The sequence below is a fragment of the Lysobacter sp. Soil_C_15 genome (assembly GCF_057657315.1).
This window is the reverse complement of record NZ_JBDGIR010000004.1, coordinates 428590-443664: the sequence shown is the minus strand read 5'-3', so window position 1 is coordinate 443664 and position 15075 is coordinate 428590. Positions and strand designations below refer to the sequence as shown.

12 protein-coding genes are annotated in these 15075 nt (G+C 69.4%); 5 read left to right on the top strand and 7 right to left on the bottom strand.

The window, feature by feature from the left end; genetic code table 11:
- Nucleotides 1-57: 57 nt before the first annotated feature.
- From pqqB to typA, 4 genes are all read right to left on the bottom strand, one after another.
- Nucleotides 58-972, bottom strand: a complete 915-nt coding sequence (pqqB, locus tag AC3A57_RS12355; RefSeq protein WP_487579193.1) for a pyrroloquinoline quinone biosynthesis protein PqqB — start codon at nt 970-972, stop codon at nt 58-60.
- Nucleotides 973-1036: 64 nt separating this feature from the next.
- The gene (gene pqqA, locus AC3A57_RS12350) at nt 1037-1120 is read right to left on the bottom strand and encodes a pyrroloquinoline quinone precursor peptide PqqA (protein WP_036111709.1); all 84 of its coding nucleotides are present in this window, start codon (nt 1118-1120) and stop codon (nt 1037-1039) included.
- Between the two features lie 142 nt (nt 1121-1262).
- Entirely contained in the window at nt 1263-1733 is a 471-nt protein-coding gene (locus tag AC3A57_RS12345) for a DUF2127 domain-containing protein (protein WP_487579192.1), read from the bottom strand.
- Between the two features lie 211 nt (nt 1734-1944).
- Nucleotides 1945-3774, bottom strand: coding sequence for a translational GTPase TypA (gene typA, locus AC3A57_RS12340; RefSeq protein ID WP_487579191.1), 1830 nt, complete (start codon nt 3772-3774; stop codon nt 1945-1947).
- A 712-nt stretch (nt 3775-4486) separates the two neighbouring features.
- On the opposite strand from typA, the gene AC3A57_RS12335 reads away from it, so the two are divergent.
- The 5 genes from AC3A57_RS12335 (at nt 4487) to AC3A57_RS12315 (ending at nt 8911) form a co-directional block, all read left to right on the top strand.
- Entirely contained in the window at nt 4487-4981 is a 495-nt protein-coding gene (locus AC3A57_RS12335; RefSeq protein WP_221671617.1) for a peptidylprolyl isomerase, read from the top strand.
- A gap of 367 nt (nt 4982-5348) precedes the next feature.
- The gene (locus AC3A57_RS12330) at nt 5349-6554 is read left to right on the top strand and encodes a pyridoxal phosphate-dependent aminotransferase (protein ID WP_487579190.1); all 1206 of its coding nucleotides are present in this window, start codon (nt 5349-5351) and stop codon (nt 6552-6554) included.
- Between the two features lie 51 nt (nt 6555-6605).
- The gene (locus AC3A57_RS12325) at nt 6606-6995 is read left to right on the top strand and encodes a glutaredoxin family protein (protein ID WP_487579189.1); all 390 of its coding nucleotides are present in this window, start codon (nt 6606-6608) and stop codon (nt 6993-6995) included.
- Between the two features lie 94 nt (nt 6996-7089).
- Nucleotides 7090-8076, top strand: coding sequence for a malate dehydrogenase (locus AC3A57_RS12320; protein ID WP_487579188.1), 987 nt, complete (start codon nt 7090-7092; stop codon nt 8074-8076).
- A 160-nt stretch (nt 8077-8236) separates the two neighbouring features.
- Nucleotides 8237-8911, top strand: coding sequence for a LuxR C-terminal-related transcriptional regulator (locus AC3A57_RS12315; RefSeq protein ID WP_487579187.1), 675 nt, complete (start codon nt 8237-8239; stop codon nt 8909-8911).
- A 563-nt stretch (nt 8912-9474) separates the two neighbouring features.
- Here the strand turns inward: AC3A57_RS12315 and AC3A57_RS12310 are convergent.
- The 3 genes from AC3A57_RS12310 to AC3A57_RS12300 all read right to left on the bottom strand — a co-directional run bounded on the left by AC3A57_RS12310 (nt 9475) and on the right by AC3A57_RS12300 (nt 15039).
- Entirely contained in the window at nt 9475-12135 is a 2661-nt protein-coding gene (locus AC3A57_RS12310; protein ID WP_487579186.1) for a hybrid sensor histidine kinase/response regulator, read from the bottom strand.
- Between the two features lie 183 nt (nt 12136-12318).
- The gene (locus tag AC3A57_RS12305; RefSeq protein ID WP_487579185.1) at nt 12319-13530 is read right to left on the bottom strand and encodes an OprO/OprP family phosphate-selective porin; all 1212 of its coding nucleotides are present in this window, start codon (nt 13528-13530) and stop codon (nt 12319-12321) included.
- Nucleotides 13531-13716: 186 nt separating this feature from the next.
- Nucleotides 13717-15039 (bottom strand): dicarboxylate/amino acid:cation symporter, encoded by a 1323-nt coding sequence (locus AC3A57_RS12300; protein ID WP_487579184.1) that lies wholly within the window; start codon nt 15037-15039, stop codon nt 13717-13719.
- Between the last annotated feature and the right edge of the window lie 36 nt (nt 15040-15075).

The window sequence follows — 15075 nt, the reverse complement described above, 5'->3', positions numbered from 1 at the left end:
CGTCGGCATCGGTGCGGGCGTCGGTGGGGTCGGGCGGCGACGGGGCGGGGCGGGCGTTCACAGCTGGATCTCCATGCCGTCCTCGGCGACTTCCCAACCCTGCGCGCCGGCGTGGGCGCGCTCCGGCGAGGCGTCGTCGAGCAGGGGATTGGTGGTGTTGAGGTGCACGAACACCTTGCGCGCGACCGCCAGCCCGGCGAACGCGGCCAGGGTGCCATGCTCGCCGGCCACGCTCATGTGGCCCATGCGCGCGCCGGTCTTGCTGCCGACGCCGGCGCGGATCAGTTCGTCGTCGTGCCAGACGGTGCCGTCGAAGAACACCAGCGCGGCGCCGCGCACGCGTTCGCGCAGGGTGTCGGTCATCGCCGCGCAGCCGGGAATGTAGTAGCAACGCTCGCGGCCGTCGTCGATTTCCAGGCCCAGGGTGTGTTCGGCGTCGCCGGCCAGGTCCTCGACCCGCGACTCCATGAACAAGGGCACCTTGCCGGGCACGGCGAAGGCGGTCACGCGCAGGCCGAGCGGAGCCTCGAGCCCGTCGATGTCCTGCGGCGCGTCCAGCGCCAGCGCGCGGCGGCGCACGTAGGCCGGGTCCAGGGCGTCGAAGATCGGGTTGTCGCGCAGCAACTGATGCACGCGCGCGCTGGCCCACAGGTCGAAGCGCTGGCGTTCGCGCATCGACAGCAGGCCGGCGATGTGGTCGATTTCGCCGCTGCTCAGCAGCACCGCCTCGATCGGCGAATGGCGCAGGCCCCGGCGCGGCCACAGCTGCGGCGCGGCCAGCACCTGCTGGCGGAAATCCGGCGAGGCGTTGATCAGCAGCCAGCGTTCGCCGTCGGCGCTGACCGCCACGCTGGCCTGGGTGCGGCGCTTATGCCCCGGCGCCTGGCGCCAGGCCTGGCGGCTGCCGGGGGTGTTGCAGTTCCACTGCGGATAGCCGCCTCCGGCCGCCGCTCCGAGCACGACGATGCGCATCAGCGCCCGCCCGGACTATCGGTATCGGGCCTCGCGCGCGTCGCGGCGGCGGAAGCGGACATGCTCAGAACAGATCGCCGGACGAGTACGAGTTGATTTCGCAGCCGACCGAGATCTCGCGGATCTGAGGCTTGGACCAGGTCTTCATGAGCGTTCCTCGTTGGGGAGTGGGACGGTCGCGGCGCATCGGCCGCGACTTGCCGAAGATACACCGCGGCCCGCGGCCGCGCCTGTGATTGGCGACCGAATCGCGGCCCGGCGAGCGGGCGCAGACGGCGGTCGCGGCGCGCTCAGCGACGCCGTTTGGCCAAGTCGCGGGCGAGAACCCAGACCACGATCACGTTGATCGCCAGCACCGCCACCGACAGCCAGCCCGGATGCCGCCACAGCGCGTACAGGTCGACCGGCAGGTACAGCGCCGCGCCGATGCAGCCCAGCCACGAGGCCCAGGCGCGCGCGCGCCACAGGCCCCAGGCCTCGAGCAGGCGCAGCAGGCCGTAGGCCAGCGCGATCGCCGCGGCCAGATGCACCGAGTCCGGGTCGATGCCGCGCGCCAGCCAGGCCAGCGCGCCGTGCGCGGGATCCAGGTGGAAGCGTGCGATCAGTTCTTCGATCCAGCGCTGCAGCGGCGCCGGGCCGAGCAGTTCCAGGCCGCTGGCCGCCGACAGCGCCAGCACGCCCTTGGCCGCTTCCAGCGCGGCGATCGCGTGCAGGCCGCGGTGCGCCGCGGGCGCGGGGTCGTAGCCGGGGTACGCGTTCATCGCGCGGCGCGGCGATGGGCCCGGATCGGGCCGGTCGGAACCAGGAGACGCATGCGGGCGGTGATCCTCAAGGCGCGGAGAGGGCGCGGACGGGGCGAGGACCGCAACGCGGGCGCGGCCCGCGTCGGACGCCTTGCCTCTCCCGGCGAGCGGGAGAGCAAGGACATGGGGATGCGGCGGCGCGCTTCAAGCGGGCCGCCGCGGCGGCGCATCAGGCGGCGCGCGAAGCGCGCTTGCGGTCGCTTTCGGTGAGGAACTTCTTGCGCAGGCGGATTTCCTTCGGGGTGACTTCGACCAGCTCGTCGTCCTCGATGAAGTCCAGCGCCTGTTCCAGGGTGTACTTGATGGCCGGGGTCAGCTTGATCGCATCGTCCTTGCCCGAAGCGCGCATGTTGGTCAGCGGCTTGGTCTTGATCGCGTTGACGGTCAGATCGTTGTCCTTGGAGTGGATGCCGATCAGCTGGCCTTCGTACACGTTGTCGCCTTCGGCGGCGAACAGGCGGCCGCGCTCTTCCAGCGGTCCCAGCGCATAGGCCGGCGTGGCGCCGGCGGCGTTGGCGATCATCACGCCGTTCGGGCGCTTGGCGATCGCGCCGGTTTCCTTCGGGCCGTAATGGTCGAACACGTGGAACAGCAGGCCCGAGCCCTGGGTCAGGGTGCGGAACTCGTTCTGGAAGCCGATCAGGCCGCGCGCCGGGATCTCGTAGTCCAGGCGCACGCGGCCCTTGCCGTCGGGTTCCATGTTCTTCAGCTGGGCCTTGCGGATGCCCAGCTTCTCCATCACGCCGCCCTGGTGCTGCTCTTCGATGTCGACCACCAGCTGCTCGATCGGCTCCATCAGCTGGCCGTCGATTTCCTTGATGATCACTTCCGGACGCGACACGGCCAGTTCGAAGCCTTCGCGGCGCATGTTCTCGATCAGCACCGACAGGTGCAGCTCGCCGCGGCCGGAGACCAGGAACTTGTCCGGGTCGGAACCTTCCTCGACCTTCAGCGCGACGTTGTGCAGGGTCTCGCGCTCCAGGCGCTCGCGCAGCTGGCGGCTGGTGAGGAACTTGCCGCCGCTGTATTCCTTGTGGCCGGCGAACGGCGAGTTGTTGACCTGGAAGGTCATGCTGATGGTCGGCTCGTCGACGGTCAGCGCGGGCAGCGCTTCCGGCGCGTCGAGCGCGCAGACGGTGTCGGAGATCGACAGGTCGGTGACGCCCGCGATGGCGACGATGTCGCCGGCGCCGGCTTCCTCGGTCTCGATGCGCTCCAGGCCCATGAAGCCCAGCACCTGCACGATCTTGCCCTGGCGCTTCTTGCCTTCGCGATCGATGACGCTGACCGGCATGTTCTTCTTGACCTTGCCGCGCTGGATGCGGCCGATGCCGATCAGGCCGACGAAGTTGCTGTAGTCCAGCTGGCTGATGCGCATCTGGAACGGGCCGTCCTCGTCCACCTGCGGCGGCGCGACGTGCTTCATGATCGCTTCGTACAGCGGGGTCATGTCGCCCGAGCGCGCGGCGTCGTCGAGGCTGGCGTAACCGTGCAGCGCCGAGGCGTAGACGATCGGGAAGTCGAGCTGCTCGTTGGTGGCGCCGAGCTTGTCGAACAGGTCGAACACCTGGTCGATGACCCAGTCCGGACGCGCGCCCGGGCGGTCGATCTTGTTGACCACCACGATCGGCTTGAAGCCCATCGCGAAGGCCTTCTGGGTGACGAAGCGGGTCTGCGGCATCGGGCCGTCCATCGCATCGACCAGGATCAGCACCGAGTCGACCATCGACAGCACGCGCTCGACCTCGCCGCCGAAGTCGGCGTGGCCCGGGGTGTCGACGATGTTGATCCGGTTGCCCTGCCAAGTGATGGCGGTGTTCTTGGCCAGGATGGTGATGCCGCGTTCCTTTTCCTGGTCGTTGCTGTCCATCGCGCGCTCGGCCAGCACCGTGCGTTCGGACAGGGTGCCCGACTGCTTCAACAGGCAGTCGACGAGGGTGGTCTTGCCATGGTCGACGTGGGCGACGATGGCGATATTGCGCAGGCGATCGATGGACATGCGAGGGGACGCCGCGAGGCGCTATAGCTGAGGAAGGTAGCCGATCATTATAGCCGGCAACGGTGACCGCTCGCTCAATGCGGCGGCATCGGCAACCGAAAAGGGGCTCGTTCGGGTGGTTTCGGCGGCCCGGGCGACCGGAATCGGGGGAGATGGAGCGGGACGGGCTTCGGGACGCCACCCGGGAGGGGGCGGAACAGGGCAGGGCAAGGGCGAAGCAAAGCAAAGGCGAAGCAAAGCAAAGCAAAGCAAATCCTCCCCCTGGCCCCCTTTTTCAAAGGCGGAACGGCCGATTCAGGATCGATTCGATTCGGGGGCAATCAAAGGGGCGATTCAGAGGAGGGGATTCAGAGGGGGATTCAGAGGGGGATTCAGAGGGGGCGGCGGCCGAAGCGGCTGCGAGCTCGGCTCAGGCGCGGAAAACATGCCCCCTTCGCAAAGGGGGCGGCGCCCTGCGCGGGCCGGATGCCCGCCGATGGCCGCATTGGCGCGGGGGATTGGCTGTTGATCCTGCGTCTTGGAGCCACCGCGCCGGCGCGCCGGGCGTGTGCGGCCTGGTCGGCGCAGCGTTCGCTGCCGAACCGGCCCGCCCCGGCCCCGCCCGGATCGAGCCGGGCCGAGCCATCCCATCCGACCTGTCCAGCGCCCGAGCAGCCCGGTCCCGGCATCGGGGTATGCTATGCGGCTCCCTCACCGTAGCCGAGCCCGGACCATGAGCCTGATCGCCAATTTCGACACCGACCGCGGCACCATCCGCGTCGAACTCGCCGCCGACAAGGCGCCGCTGACCGTCGCCAACTTCGTCAACCTGGCCCAGCGCGGCTTCTACGACGGCCTGAACTTCCACCGTGTCATCCCCAACTTCATGATCCAGGGCGGCTGCCCGCAGGGCACCGGCACCGGCGGCCCGGGCTACCGCTTCGAGGACGAGACCCGCAACGGCCTGACCCACCAGCGCGGCGTGCTGTCGATGGCCAACGCCGGCCCGGGCACCAACGGCAGCCAGTTCTTCATCACCCACATCGTCTGCGACTGGCTGGACGGCAAGCACACCGTGTTCGGCAAGGTCCTGGAAGGCCTGGACGTGGTCGACGCGGTCAAGCAGGGCGACAAGATCAAGTCGGTCAAGATCGAGGGCGATGCCGCCGCCGCGCTGGCCGCCAAGGCCGACCGCGTCGCCGAGTGGAACAAGATCCTGTCGGCCTGACAACTCGCGCCGAAGCATCGCCGTAGCCGCGCATGGCCCGGGAGCGATCCCGGGCCGTGCGCGTTTGCGGGCGCCGGCTCGCGCCGCGTCCGTCGGCGCCCGCCGATCCGCCCGCCACGACCGGCACACGCACGCGCCCGGCCGCGCACCGACCGCCACTCCGGCCGTTCCGGCCGGCCTGCGGCGCTGGGATCGGCCTTGTTCCGCGCGTGTCCGCACGCCGCCGCACGGGCATCGCCGCGCGGCCCGCGGCGAGCGCTGTGCTACCATTTTGCGGCTCGATCCGGCGGTTTCGCAGCCTTCGGGAACCCCGTCGCGCACCTCTCCCGCACGTTCCCGACGTACCCGACCCCACGAGGTTTTTACGATGCCCCAGCTCGCCCGGCGCATCGGTCGCGCCAAGCCCAGCGCGATCATGCAGGTTGCCGAAAAGGCCAAGCGGCTCAAGGCCGAAGGCCGCGACATCATCAGCTTCTCGATCGGCGTTCCCAACTTCCTGCCCGGCGAGCACGTCTACGCCGCGGTGCGCGAAGCGCTCGCCAAAGACAGCGGCCAGTACGGCAGCAACCGCGGCGCCGACGCGCTGCTGGATGCCTTCATCGAGCACATGGGCAAGATCGGCCTGACCGGCTACGGCCGGGTCAACTGCGCCACCGGCATCGGCGCCAAGCACGTGATCTACAACATCGCCGAAGCGCTGCTCGACGAAGGCGACACGATCGCGTTCCCGACCCCGTACTGGACCAGCTATCTCGACATCGCCGAGATCGTCAACGCCAAGATCGACCTGCTGCCGTGCCCGGCCTCGCAGGACTACAAGCTCACCCCGCAGCAGCTCGACGCCGCGCTGGCGAAGAAGCCCAAGGTGTTCTTGTTCAACAACCCCTCGAACCCGACCGGCATGGTCTATTCGAAGGAAGAAATCGACGCGCTGGCCGACGTCGTGGCCAAGCATCCGGATACCTGGATCATCACCGACGACATCTACAACCGGATGGTGTTCGACGGCCTGGGCTACCACAACTTCGTCCACGCCCGTCCGGAATTGCGCGACCGGGTGATCTTCATCGACTCGCTGTCCAAGACCTACGGCATGCCGGGTTGGCGCGTGGGCTTCATGGCCGGGCCGGAATCGGTCGCCCAGGCCGTGACCACGATGAACTCCAACCACATCACCAACGTGCCGGAGATCGTTACCGCCGCCGCGGTGGCCGCGCTGGCCGGCCCGCAGGACGTGCCGACCCAGAAGTGCGCCGAGTTCCAGGCCAAGCGCGACCAGGTCATGGCGGTGATGAACGCCATCCCGGGCGTGATCTGCCCGCGTCCGCAGGGCGCGTTCTACGTGTTCCCCGACATCAGCGTCGCGTTCGGCAAGACCCACCAGCCCAGCGGCCTGAAGATCGGCAACGACATGGACCTGTGCAACGCGCTGCTGGAAACCAAGGGTGTGGCCTGCGTGCCGGGCTCGGCGTTCGGCGAACCGCGCGCGCTGCGCATCAGCTACACCTGTCCGACCCCGCAGCTGGCCCCGGGCCTGCAGCGCTTCCAGGAATTCTTCGCCGAGCTCGCCTGAGCCCGGCAAGAACTTCCAGGCCGCCCCAGACGATTCGGAGAAAGGAAGCCCATGCGTGTCACCACCGTGCTCTGGATCGCTCTGGCGGCCGCCGTCGGCATCGGCGGCGCCAAGGCGCTCAAGTCCGGCAGCCTGGCCGGGCTGTTCTCCTCGCGCCCGGCCGAACTGCTGCCGGACGATCCGCGCCGCAGCACCGGCGACAAGCGCATCGTCATGCTCGCCGCGCAGTGGTGCGGCTACTGCGAGAAGCTGCGCAAGGACTTCGAGCTGGCCGATGTGCGCTACCGCATCATCGACATCGACACCGCCGAGGGCCAGCGCGCGATGAGCGCGGTCGGCGCGCGCGGCGTGCCGGTGACCATCGTCGGCCAGGACATCGTCTACGGCTACAACATGGACGAGATCAAGCAGCGGCTGGAGCCGCTGGGCTACCGCCTGTAAGCGCGGCCGCTTCGTCCCCCCGTTCGCGGGCCGCGCGCCCGCATCCGTTCAACCTGCGATCCCATCTGCGATCCAATAGCGAAGGAAACACCCCATGAAGACTCCCGTCCGCGTTGCCGTCACCGGTGCTGCCGGCCAGATCGGCTATGCCCTGCTGTTCCGCATCGCTTCCGGCGAAATGCTCGGCAAGGACCAGCCGGTCATCCTGCAGATGCTGGAACTGCCGCTGGAGAAGGCCCAGGCCGCGCTCAAGGGCGTGATGATGGAGCTGGAAGACTGCGCTTTCCCGCTGCTGGCCGGCATGGTCGGCACCGACGATCCCAAGGTCGCGTTCAAGGACGCCGACTACGCCCTGCTGGTCGGCGCGATGCCGCGCGGCCCGGGCATGGAGCGCAAGGACCTGCTGCTGAAGAACGCCGAGATCTTCACCGTGCAGGGCAAGGCCCTGAACGAGGTCGCCTCGCGCAACGTCAAGGTGCTGGTGGTCGGCAACCCGGCCAACACCAACGCCTACATCGCCATGAAGTCGGCGCCGGACCTGCCGGCCAAGAACTTCACCGCCATGCTGCGCCTGGACCACAACCGCGCGCTGTCGCAGCTGGCCGCCAAGGCCGGCGTCGCCGTCGCCGACATCAAGAACATGGTGGTGTGGGGCAACCACAGCCCGACCATGTACCCGGACTACCGCTTCGCCACCGTCGGCGGCCAGTCGCTTAAGGACAAGATCAACGACGCCGACTGGAACGCCAACACCTTCATCCCGGTGGTCGGCAAGCGCGGCGCGGCGATCATCGAAGCGCGCGGCCTGTCCTCGGCCGCGTCGGCCGCCAACGCCGCCATCGACCACATGCGCGACTGGGCCCTGGGCAGCAACGGCGAGTGGGTGACCATGGGCGTGCCGTCCGACGGCAGCTACGGCATTCCGGAAGGCGTGATGTACGGCGTGCCGGTGATCACCGCCAACGGCGAATACACCCGCGTCGAAGGCCTGGACGTCGACGCGTTCAGCCGCGCCGCGATGGACAAGACCCTGGCCGAGCTGGAAGAAGAGCGCGCCGGCGTCGCCCACCTGCTGGGCTGATCCGCGCTGCTCGCAAGACCCGGAACGGGGCGGCTGCGGCCGCCCCGTTTCGTTTCCGCCGCCGCCCGCGCCGGCGCGGCGGAACACTGCGCCGCCGCGAGCCGGCCGGAGCGTGTAGGATCGGTTCCGCTCCGACCGCCGGGAGCGCCCGGGACCGCCCATGAGCGACGCGCTGCGCCTGTTGATCGCCGACGACCATCCGATGTTCCGGGCGGCGCTGCGGCACGCGCTGGGCGAGGTGTTGCCGGGCGCCGCGATCGTCGAGGTCGCCAGCCAGAGCGCGCTGGAAGCGGCGATCGCCGGCGGCGAGGCCTTCGACCTGGCCATGCTCGACCTGATGATGCCGGGCGCGATGGGCTTCTCCTCGCTGGTGTTCGCGCGCGGCCAGCGTCCGGAGTTGCCGGTGGTGATCATCTCCTCCAACGAACACCCGCGCACGATCCGCCGCGCGCAGCAGTTCGGCGCGTCCGGCTTCGTGCCCAAGTCGGCCCCGGCCAGCGTGCTCGGCGAAGCGGTGACCGCGGTGCTGGCCGGCAAGGTCTGGTTTCCGCCGCTGCAGGCCGAGCGCGACGAAGGCGACGCCCAGCTCGCCGACCGCCTGGCCCAGTTGACCCCGCAGCAGTTGCGGGTGCTGATGCGCCTGGCCGACGGCCTGCTCAACAAGCAGATCGCCTACGAACTGTCGCTGGCCGAGAACACGGTCAAGATCCACGTCACCGCGATCCTGCGCAAACTCGGCTGCCACTCGCGCACCCAGGCCGCGGTGCTGGTCAAGGGCCTTTCGCTGGAAGAAGACGCCAGCGGCCTGCACGATCAGGCCAACGGCCTGCGTTAGCTATCCGTGCCGTTCCCCCCTTTGAAAAAGGGGGGCAGGGGGGATTTGCTTTTGGCTTTGTCGAAACGCAAAGCCAAAGCCAAAGCCAAAGCAAATCCCCCACGCCATTGCGCCCACGCCCAGACTTCGTGCCGGCGCAGGGCGCAGCCCCCCTTTTTCAAAGGGGGCGAGTTATCGCGCTCGCGAAGCGAAGTGCCGCGGCCTGCAGCCCCGTACTTGCCGCTGCGCTACTGGGATCGACGCTTGAGGCGAGTTCCCCCCTTTGAAAAAGGGGGGGGGCTAGGGGGGATTTGCTTCGGCTTTGTCGAAACGCAAAGCCAAAGCAAATCCCCCACGCCATTGCGCCCACGCCCAGACTTCGTGCCGGCGCAGGGCGCAGCCCCCCTTTTTCAAAGGGGGCGAGTTATCGCGCTCGCGAAGCGAAGTGCCGCGGCCTGCCGTCCCGCACTTGCCGCTGCGCTACTGGGATCGATGCTTGACGCGAGTTCCCCCCTTTGAAAAAGGGGGGCTAGGGGGGATTCGCTCTTGCTCCTCGCCCAGTACGCCACCGCCTCCCGGCCGCTTCATTCCCCTCGCGCGAGCAAGCGCATCGCCAGCGCGCGCAGCGCCGCCGGCTTGAGCGGTTTGGGCAGGAAGTGCCAGCCGCGCTCGAGCGCGCGCGGGCGCAGGCCGGGGTCGGCGTCGGCCGACATCAGCACCAGCGGCGGCAGCCCCTGCCACAGCGCTTGCAGTTGCGTGGCCAGTTCGAAGCCGGTGCGGTCGCCGAGCCGGTAATCGAGCAGCAGCAGCTCCGGCATCGGCGCATCGGCGGCCAGGGCCACGGCTTGCGCCGCGCTGCCCGCGCTCTCGATCGCGCAGCCCCAGTCGGCCAGCAAGCCCTGCGCGGCCAAGCGCGAGGGCGGGTCGTCGTCGACCACCCAGACGCGGCGGCCGCGCAGTATCGGGTCGTGCTCGGTGTCCGCGGGCGCGGGCTGTGCCGGTGCCGATGCCGGCAGGGACGGCACGACCTCCGCCTGGCGCGCATAAGGCACCTCGACCGAGAACACGCTGCCGCGCCCGGGCCAGGAGCGCACCGCGATGCGATGGCCGAGCAACTGCGCGACCCGGCGCACGATCGCCAGGCCCAGGCCGGCGCCGCGCGCCGGCGCCTCGACGCCGACGTCCAGGCGCTGGAACTCCTCGAAGATCAGTTCGCGCTTGGCCTCGGGGATGCCCGGTCCGGTGTCCCAGACCTCGATCCGCACGCCCTCGCGCAAGCGCCGCGCGCCGAGCACGATGCGGCCCGCGCGCGGAGTGAATTGCAAGGCGTTGGAGAGAAAGTTCTGCACGATCCGGCGCAGCAGCACTTCGTCGCTGTCGACCGTCGCGCCGCTGGCGATGCAGTGCAGGCGCAGGCCGCGAGATTCGGCCAGGATGCGGAACTGGCCCTCGATCGCGTCGAACACCCGCGCCAGCGGCAGCGCGCCGCGACGCACTTCCAGCGCGCCCGATTCCAGCCGCGAGATGTCGAGCAGGCTGGACAGGATGTCGTCCTGCGCGGTCAGCGCGGCTTCGATCCGGTCGGTCAGTTCGCGGCTGTCCGCATCGACCCGCCGGCGCAGCGAGGACAGATACATCCGTGCCGCGTTCAAGGGTTGCAGCAGGTCGTGCACCGCCGCGGCGACGAAGCGGGTCTTGTAGCGATTGGCGCGCTCGGCTTCGCCCTTGGCCGTTTGCAGGTCGCTGGTGCGCTGCTCGATGCCGCGTTCCAGGCTGTCGGCGAGGCTGCGCAGGTCGCGCGCGGCCTGCTTGTAGGCGGTGATGTCGGCATAGCTGGTGACGAAGCCGCCGTCGGGCATCGGGTTGCCGCGGATCTCGATCACCGTGCCGTCGGGGCGTTCGCGTTCGTGCAGATACGGCTGGCCGCGCTGCAAATGCTCGAGCCGGCGCCGGATCGCGTCCTCGGGATCGGGGCCGAGCAGGCCGCGGCGGGCGTTGTAGCGGATCAGGTCCTCGATCGGCCGGCCGATCTGCAGCAACTCGGGCGGGTAGCGGAACAGCTCGGCGTAGCGCCGGTTCCAGGCCACCAGGCGCAGCTCCGAGTCGACCACGCTGATGCCTTGCGGCAGATGCTCCAGGCTCTGGCTTTCGCCCGGTCCGGCCTGGTGCGCGGCCTGGACCACGCCGTCGCGCGCGTTGCGCAGCGCTTCGGCGTGCAGCTCGACCATCTTCTCCAGTTCCTGCCGGCTGCGCAGGCGCAGCGCGGCGATGCGGTTGCGCTGCAGGATCAGCAGCGCGACCGAGACCAGCAGCAGCCAGGCGCCGGCGGCGACGCCGCGCGCGATCCAGGCGGTGCGCAGGCTCGGCGTGGTGTCGCGCAGCAGGTGCAGGGTCCAGCGCTCGCGCGGCAGGTGCAGCGATTGCCACAGCACCGGCTCGCGCATCGCCGGGTCGCGCAGCCGCACCACCCGCGCGCCGTCGCCGACTTCGCGCTGGACCCGGAACCGCGCCGGCAGCAGGCGCTGGCCCTGGTACTGCCGGGTCAGGCGCAGTTCGCGCTGCTGCGCCGCGCTCTGCGGCGCCAGCACGCGATAGCGCCACTGCGGCTGCGCGCTGAGAAACACCACGCCGTTGGCGTCGCTGAGCAGGACCAGGTCGCCGCGTCCGCTCCAGTCCGAGCGGATGTCTTCCAGCTCGACCTTGACCGCGACCGCGCCGACCGCGCCGCCGCGCTCGTCGTGGATCGCGCGGGCGATGAAGTGCCCGGGCACGTGGGTGGTGACGCCGATGGCGTAGAACTCGCCGGCGCCGTGGGCCATCGCGCGCTGGAAATACGGGCGGAACGCGTAGGAGTGGCCGACGTTGCTGTTGGCCAGGTTCCAGTTGCTGGCGGCGATGCCGATGCCGGCGGCGTCGATCAGGGTCAGGGTGCTGGTGCGGTTGGCGAAATTGAGCTGGACCAGGCGCTCGTTGGCGCGTTGGCGCTGGGCGCGATCGTTCGGGTTGGCCAGGGTCGCGCGCAGCTGCGGGTCCAGCGACAGCACCGCCGGCATGATCCGGTAGCGGTCGATATGCTGCTCGATCACCTGCGCCCGCTGCCCGAGCAGGGCGCGCGCCTCGCCGGCCTGGCGCAGCAGCGCCTGCGCATACGCCACCCGCCCGGCGAGCAGCGCCGACAGCAGCGCGCCGGCCACGATCAGAACCAGCCATAGGGTGTTGCGGAGTTGGCGGGGATGGTTGAGCACGGGGCGGGGTTCGGGACTCGGGACTCGGGACTCGCGGAGCGGGTTTGCGGTGTCTGGCAGCTTACTCGCCCGGGCCGGAGATGCCTGTTGCCGTGAGCCCCACGATTCTCAACATCGATCCCGAGTCCCGAGTCCCGAGTCCCGAGTCCCGAGTCCCGAGTCCCGAGTCCCGACGCCGGAGCCTCAGAACTGCAGCTGCGCCCGCATCTCCAGCACCTCCGGATCGGCCGACAGCAGGCCCTTGTCGGCCTTCACCCGCACGTAGTTGGCCTGGAACTTGAAGTGGCTGGTCAGGTACCAGTTCACGCCCAGGGTCAGGTCGCGCTGGCGGCCGCCGGCGATGCCGCCATCGTCCAGGTCGAGTTCGCCGTAGCGGGCCAGCAGTTCGACCGCGCCGTAGCGGTGGGCGGGCTTGACGTTGCCGACGTTGTTGCCGCTATAGGGGCGCGATTCGCCGGTCAGCACCCAGCTGCCGGTGAGGTAGTAACCGTCGGCGCTGAAGTCGCGCGCTCCGTTGTCGCGCTGCGCGGTGGCGCGCAGGTATTCGGCCTGGGCCGACCAGGGGCCGTCGATCCACAGCGCCTCGACGCCGTTGCGCACGACCTTGTCGGTGTTGCGCAGGCTGCCGGAATCGACCAGGCGCACGCCGGTGAGGCCGTTCTGCGGGCGGGCGCGGAAGCGCGCGGCCGGGCCGAAGTACGTGCCGCGGCCGTCGCGGTAGCCGTGCGGGTTCTCGACCGAGCCGGTCAGGCCCAGGTGCAGCACGCGGGTCTTGTCCTTGATCGGCGTCCATACCGCGCGCCCGGCGGCGGTGGTGCCGGGATTGTCGCCCTGCAGGTCGTGGCCGAAGAAATAGGCCGCGCTGAGCGCGTAGCGCGGCCGCTCCAGCGACCATTCCACGCCGGTGCGGCGGCCCTGGTAGATCGCCTGCGAAGCGGCCGACAGCTCCATCAGGCTGCCGGCGCGCGAGGCGGCGACGCTTTCCATGCTGACCGGGGTCTTGAAGTAGCCCACGCGGACCTTGCCCAGATCCGCGCCGAACAGCGCCTTGGTCTCCATGCGCAGGGCGACGTCGAGCCACAGCTTGGACTCGAAGTCGTAGACCGCGGTGAAGTCGTAGACGTCCTTCTTCTTCAGGTTCATGCCGAACTCGCGCCGGCGGTAATGGCCGTCGTCGCGCAGCGCGGTGGCAGCGCTGCCGTAGCCGCGATCGGAGGAGAAATCGACCACGTCGTAGGCCCAGTTGGCGGTCGCCGACAACTCGGTGCCGTCGCCGAAGGCGTACTTGGTCGGCCAGTTCTCCAGGGACAGGCCGTCGCCGGCCTGGGCGAGCGGGGCGGCAGCGGCGAGTGCGGCGGCGGTCAGGACGGGGGCATAGCGGGGAAAACGCGGCATCGGACGGGCTCCATCGGTAGGTCGAGGGGCCGTCCTGGCCGCAGGGCGCCGTGCCGGACGCAGGGCGTCCGGCCGCGGGCGGTCAACGGGGGCGATCGACGTCGTCGATCGATGGGTCGATCGGCGGGTTCGATCAGCGGGTTCGATCAGATGGGCGCCGGTCGCTGCGCCCGGATCGAGCGGCGATCAGGCGGGCTTGTCGGCGAGCGGGCCGTGATGGTCCGAGGGCAGGTCGACGTCGAGATCGGTCGCGCTGGGCGGGTTGAGCAGCTCGCGCTGCAGGCGGTCGCGGTCGAGTTCGTTTTCCCAGCGCGCGACCACGATCGTGGCCACGCCGTTGCCGATGAAGTTGGTCAACGCGCGCGCCTCGCTCATGAAGCGGTCGATGCCGAGGATCAGGGCCAGCCCCGCCACCGGCACCGCCGGCACCACGGTGAGGGTCGCGGCGAGGGTGATGAAACCTGCGCCGGTGACGCCCGAGGCGCCCTTGGAGGTCAGCATCGCCACCGCCAGCAGGGTCAGCTCCTGGGTCAGGGTCAACTCGACGTTCAGTGCCTGGGCGATGAAGATCGTCGCCATGGTCAGGTAGATGTTGGTGCCGTCGAGATTGAACGAGTAACCGCTGGGCACGACCAGGCCGACCACCGGCTTGGAGCAGCCCAGGCGCTCGAGCTTGCGCATCAGCGGCACCAGCGCCGATTCCGAGGACGAGGTGCCGAGCACCAGCAGCAGTTCGTCGCGGATGTAGCGGATGAAGCGCAGAATGCTGAAGCCGGTGAAGTAGGCGATGGCGCCGAGCACGACCAGGATGAACACCGCGCAGGTCAGGTAGAAGCTGCCCATCAGCCGCGCCAGCGGGCCGAGCGAATCCACGCCGTACTTGCCGATGGTAAAGGCCATCGCCGCGCCGGCGCCGATCGGGGCCAGCTTCATGATCATGCCCATCATGCCGAAGAAGGCCTTGGACACGGTCTCGAACAGATCGATGACCTTCTCGCCGGACTTGCCCATATGCAGCAGGGCGAAGCCGAACAGCACCGCCAGCAGCAGCACCTGCAGCAGGTCGCCGTTGCCGGTGAAGGCGTCGGTGAAGGTCTTGGGGATGATGTGCAGCAGGAAGTCGACCGTGCTCTGCTCCTTGGCCGCGCTGGCGTATTTCTCCACCGCGCTGGCGTCGAGCGTGGCCGGGTCGGCGTTGAAGCCCGCGCCGGGCCTGAGCGTGTTGACCACGATCAGGCCGATCACCAGGGCGATCGTCGAGACGATCTCGAAATAGACGATGGCCTTGACCCCGACCCGGCCGACCTTCTTGACGTCGGACACGCCGGCGATGCCGAGCACCACGGTCAGGAAGATGATCGGCGCGATCAGCATCTTGATCAGCGAGATGAAGCCGTCGCCCAGCGGCTTGAGCTTGACCGCGAAATCGGGGAAGTAGTGCCCTACCACGCCGCCTAGGACGATGGCGCCGAGCACCCACAGGTAGAAGCGCGAGCCGGACTTTTTCATGGCGGGTACTCGAGGGCGAGGAACGAGTGGAGAGGG

Excerpts from the sequence above, each read along its gene's own strand:
- AC3A57_RS12315 (WP_487579187.1), top strand. The coding sequence starts at position 8,237 with ATGAGCGACGCGCTGCGCCTGTTGATCGCCGACGACCATCCGATGTTC.
- AC3A57_RS12305 (WP_487579185.1), bottom strand. The coding sequence starts at position 13,530 with ATGCCGCGTTTTCCCCGCTATGCCCCCGTCCTGACCGCCGCCGCACTC.
- AC3A57_RS12325 (WP_487579189.1), top strand. The coding sequence starts at position 6,606 with ATGCGTGTCACCACCGTGCTCTGGATCGCTCTGGCGGCCGCCGTCGGC.
- AC3A57_RS12345 (WP_487579192.1), bottom strand. The coding sequence starts at position 1,733 with ATGAACGCGTACCCCGGCTACGACCCCGCGCCCGCGGCGCACCGCGGC.
- AC3A57_RS12320 (WP_487579188.1), top strand. The coding sequence starts at position 7,090 with ATGAAGACTCCCGTCCGCGTTGCCGTCACCGGTGCTGCCGGCCAGATC.
- AC3A57_RS12330 (WP_487579190.1), top strand. The coding sequence starts at position 5,349 with ATGCCCCAGCTCGCCCGGCGCATCGGTCGCGCCAAGCCCAGCGCGATC.
- pqqB (WP_487579193.1), bottom strand. The coding sequence starts at position 972 with ATGCGCATCGTCGTGCTCGGAGCGGCGGCCGGAGGCGGCTATCCGCAG.
- AC3A57_RS12335 (WP_221671617.1), top strand. The coding sequence starts at position 4,487 with ATGAGCCTGATCGCCAATTTCGACACCGACCGCGGCACCATCCGCGTC.
- AC3A57_RS12300 (WP_487579184.1), bottom strand. The coding sequence starts at position 15,039 with ATGAAAAAGTCCGGCTCGCGCTTCTACCTGTGGGTGCTCGGCGCCATC.
- pqqA (WP_036111709.1), bottom strand. The coding sequence starts at position 1,120 with ATGAAGACCTGGTCCAAGCCTCAGATCCGCGAGATCTCGGTCGGCTGC.
- typA (WP_487579191.1), bottom strand. The coding sequence starts at position 3,774 with ATGTCCATCGATCGCCTGCGCAATATCGCCATCGTCGCCCACGTCGAC.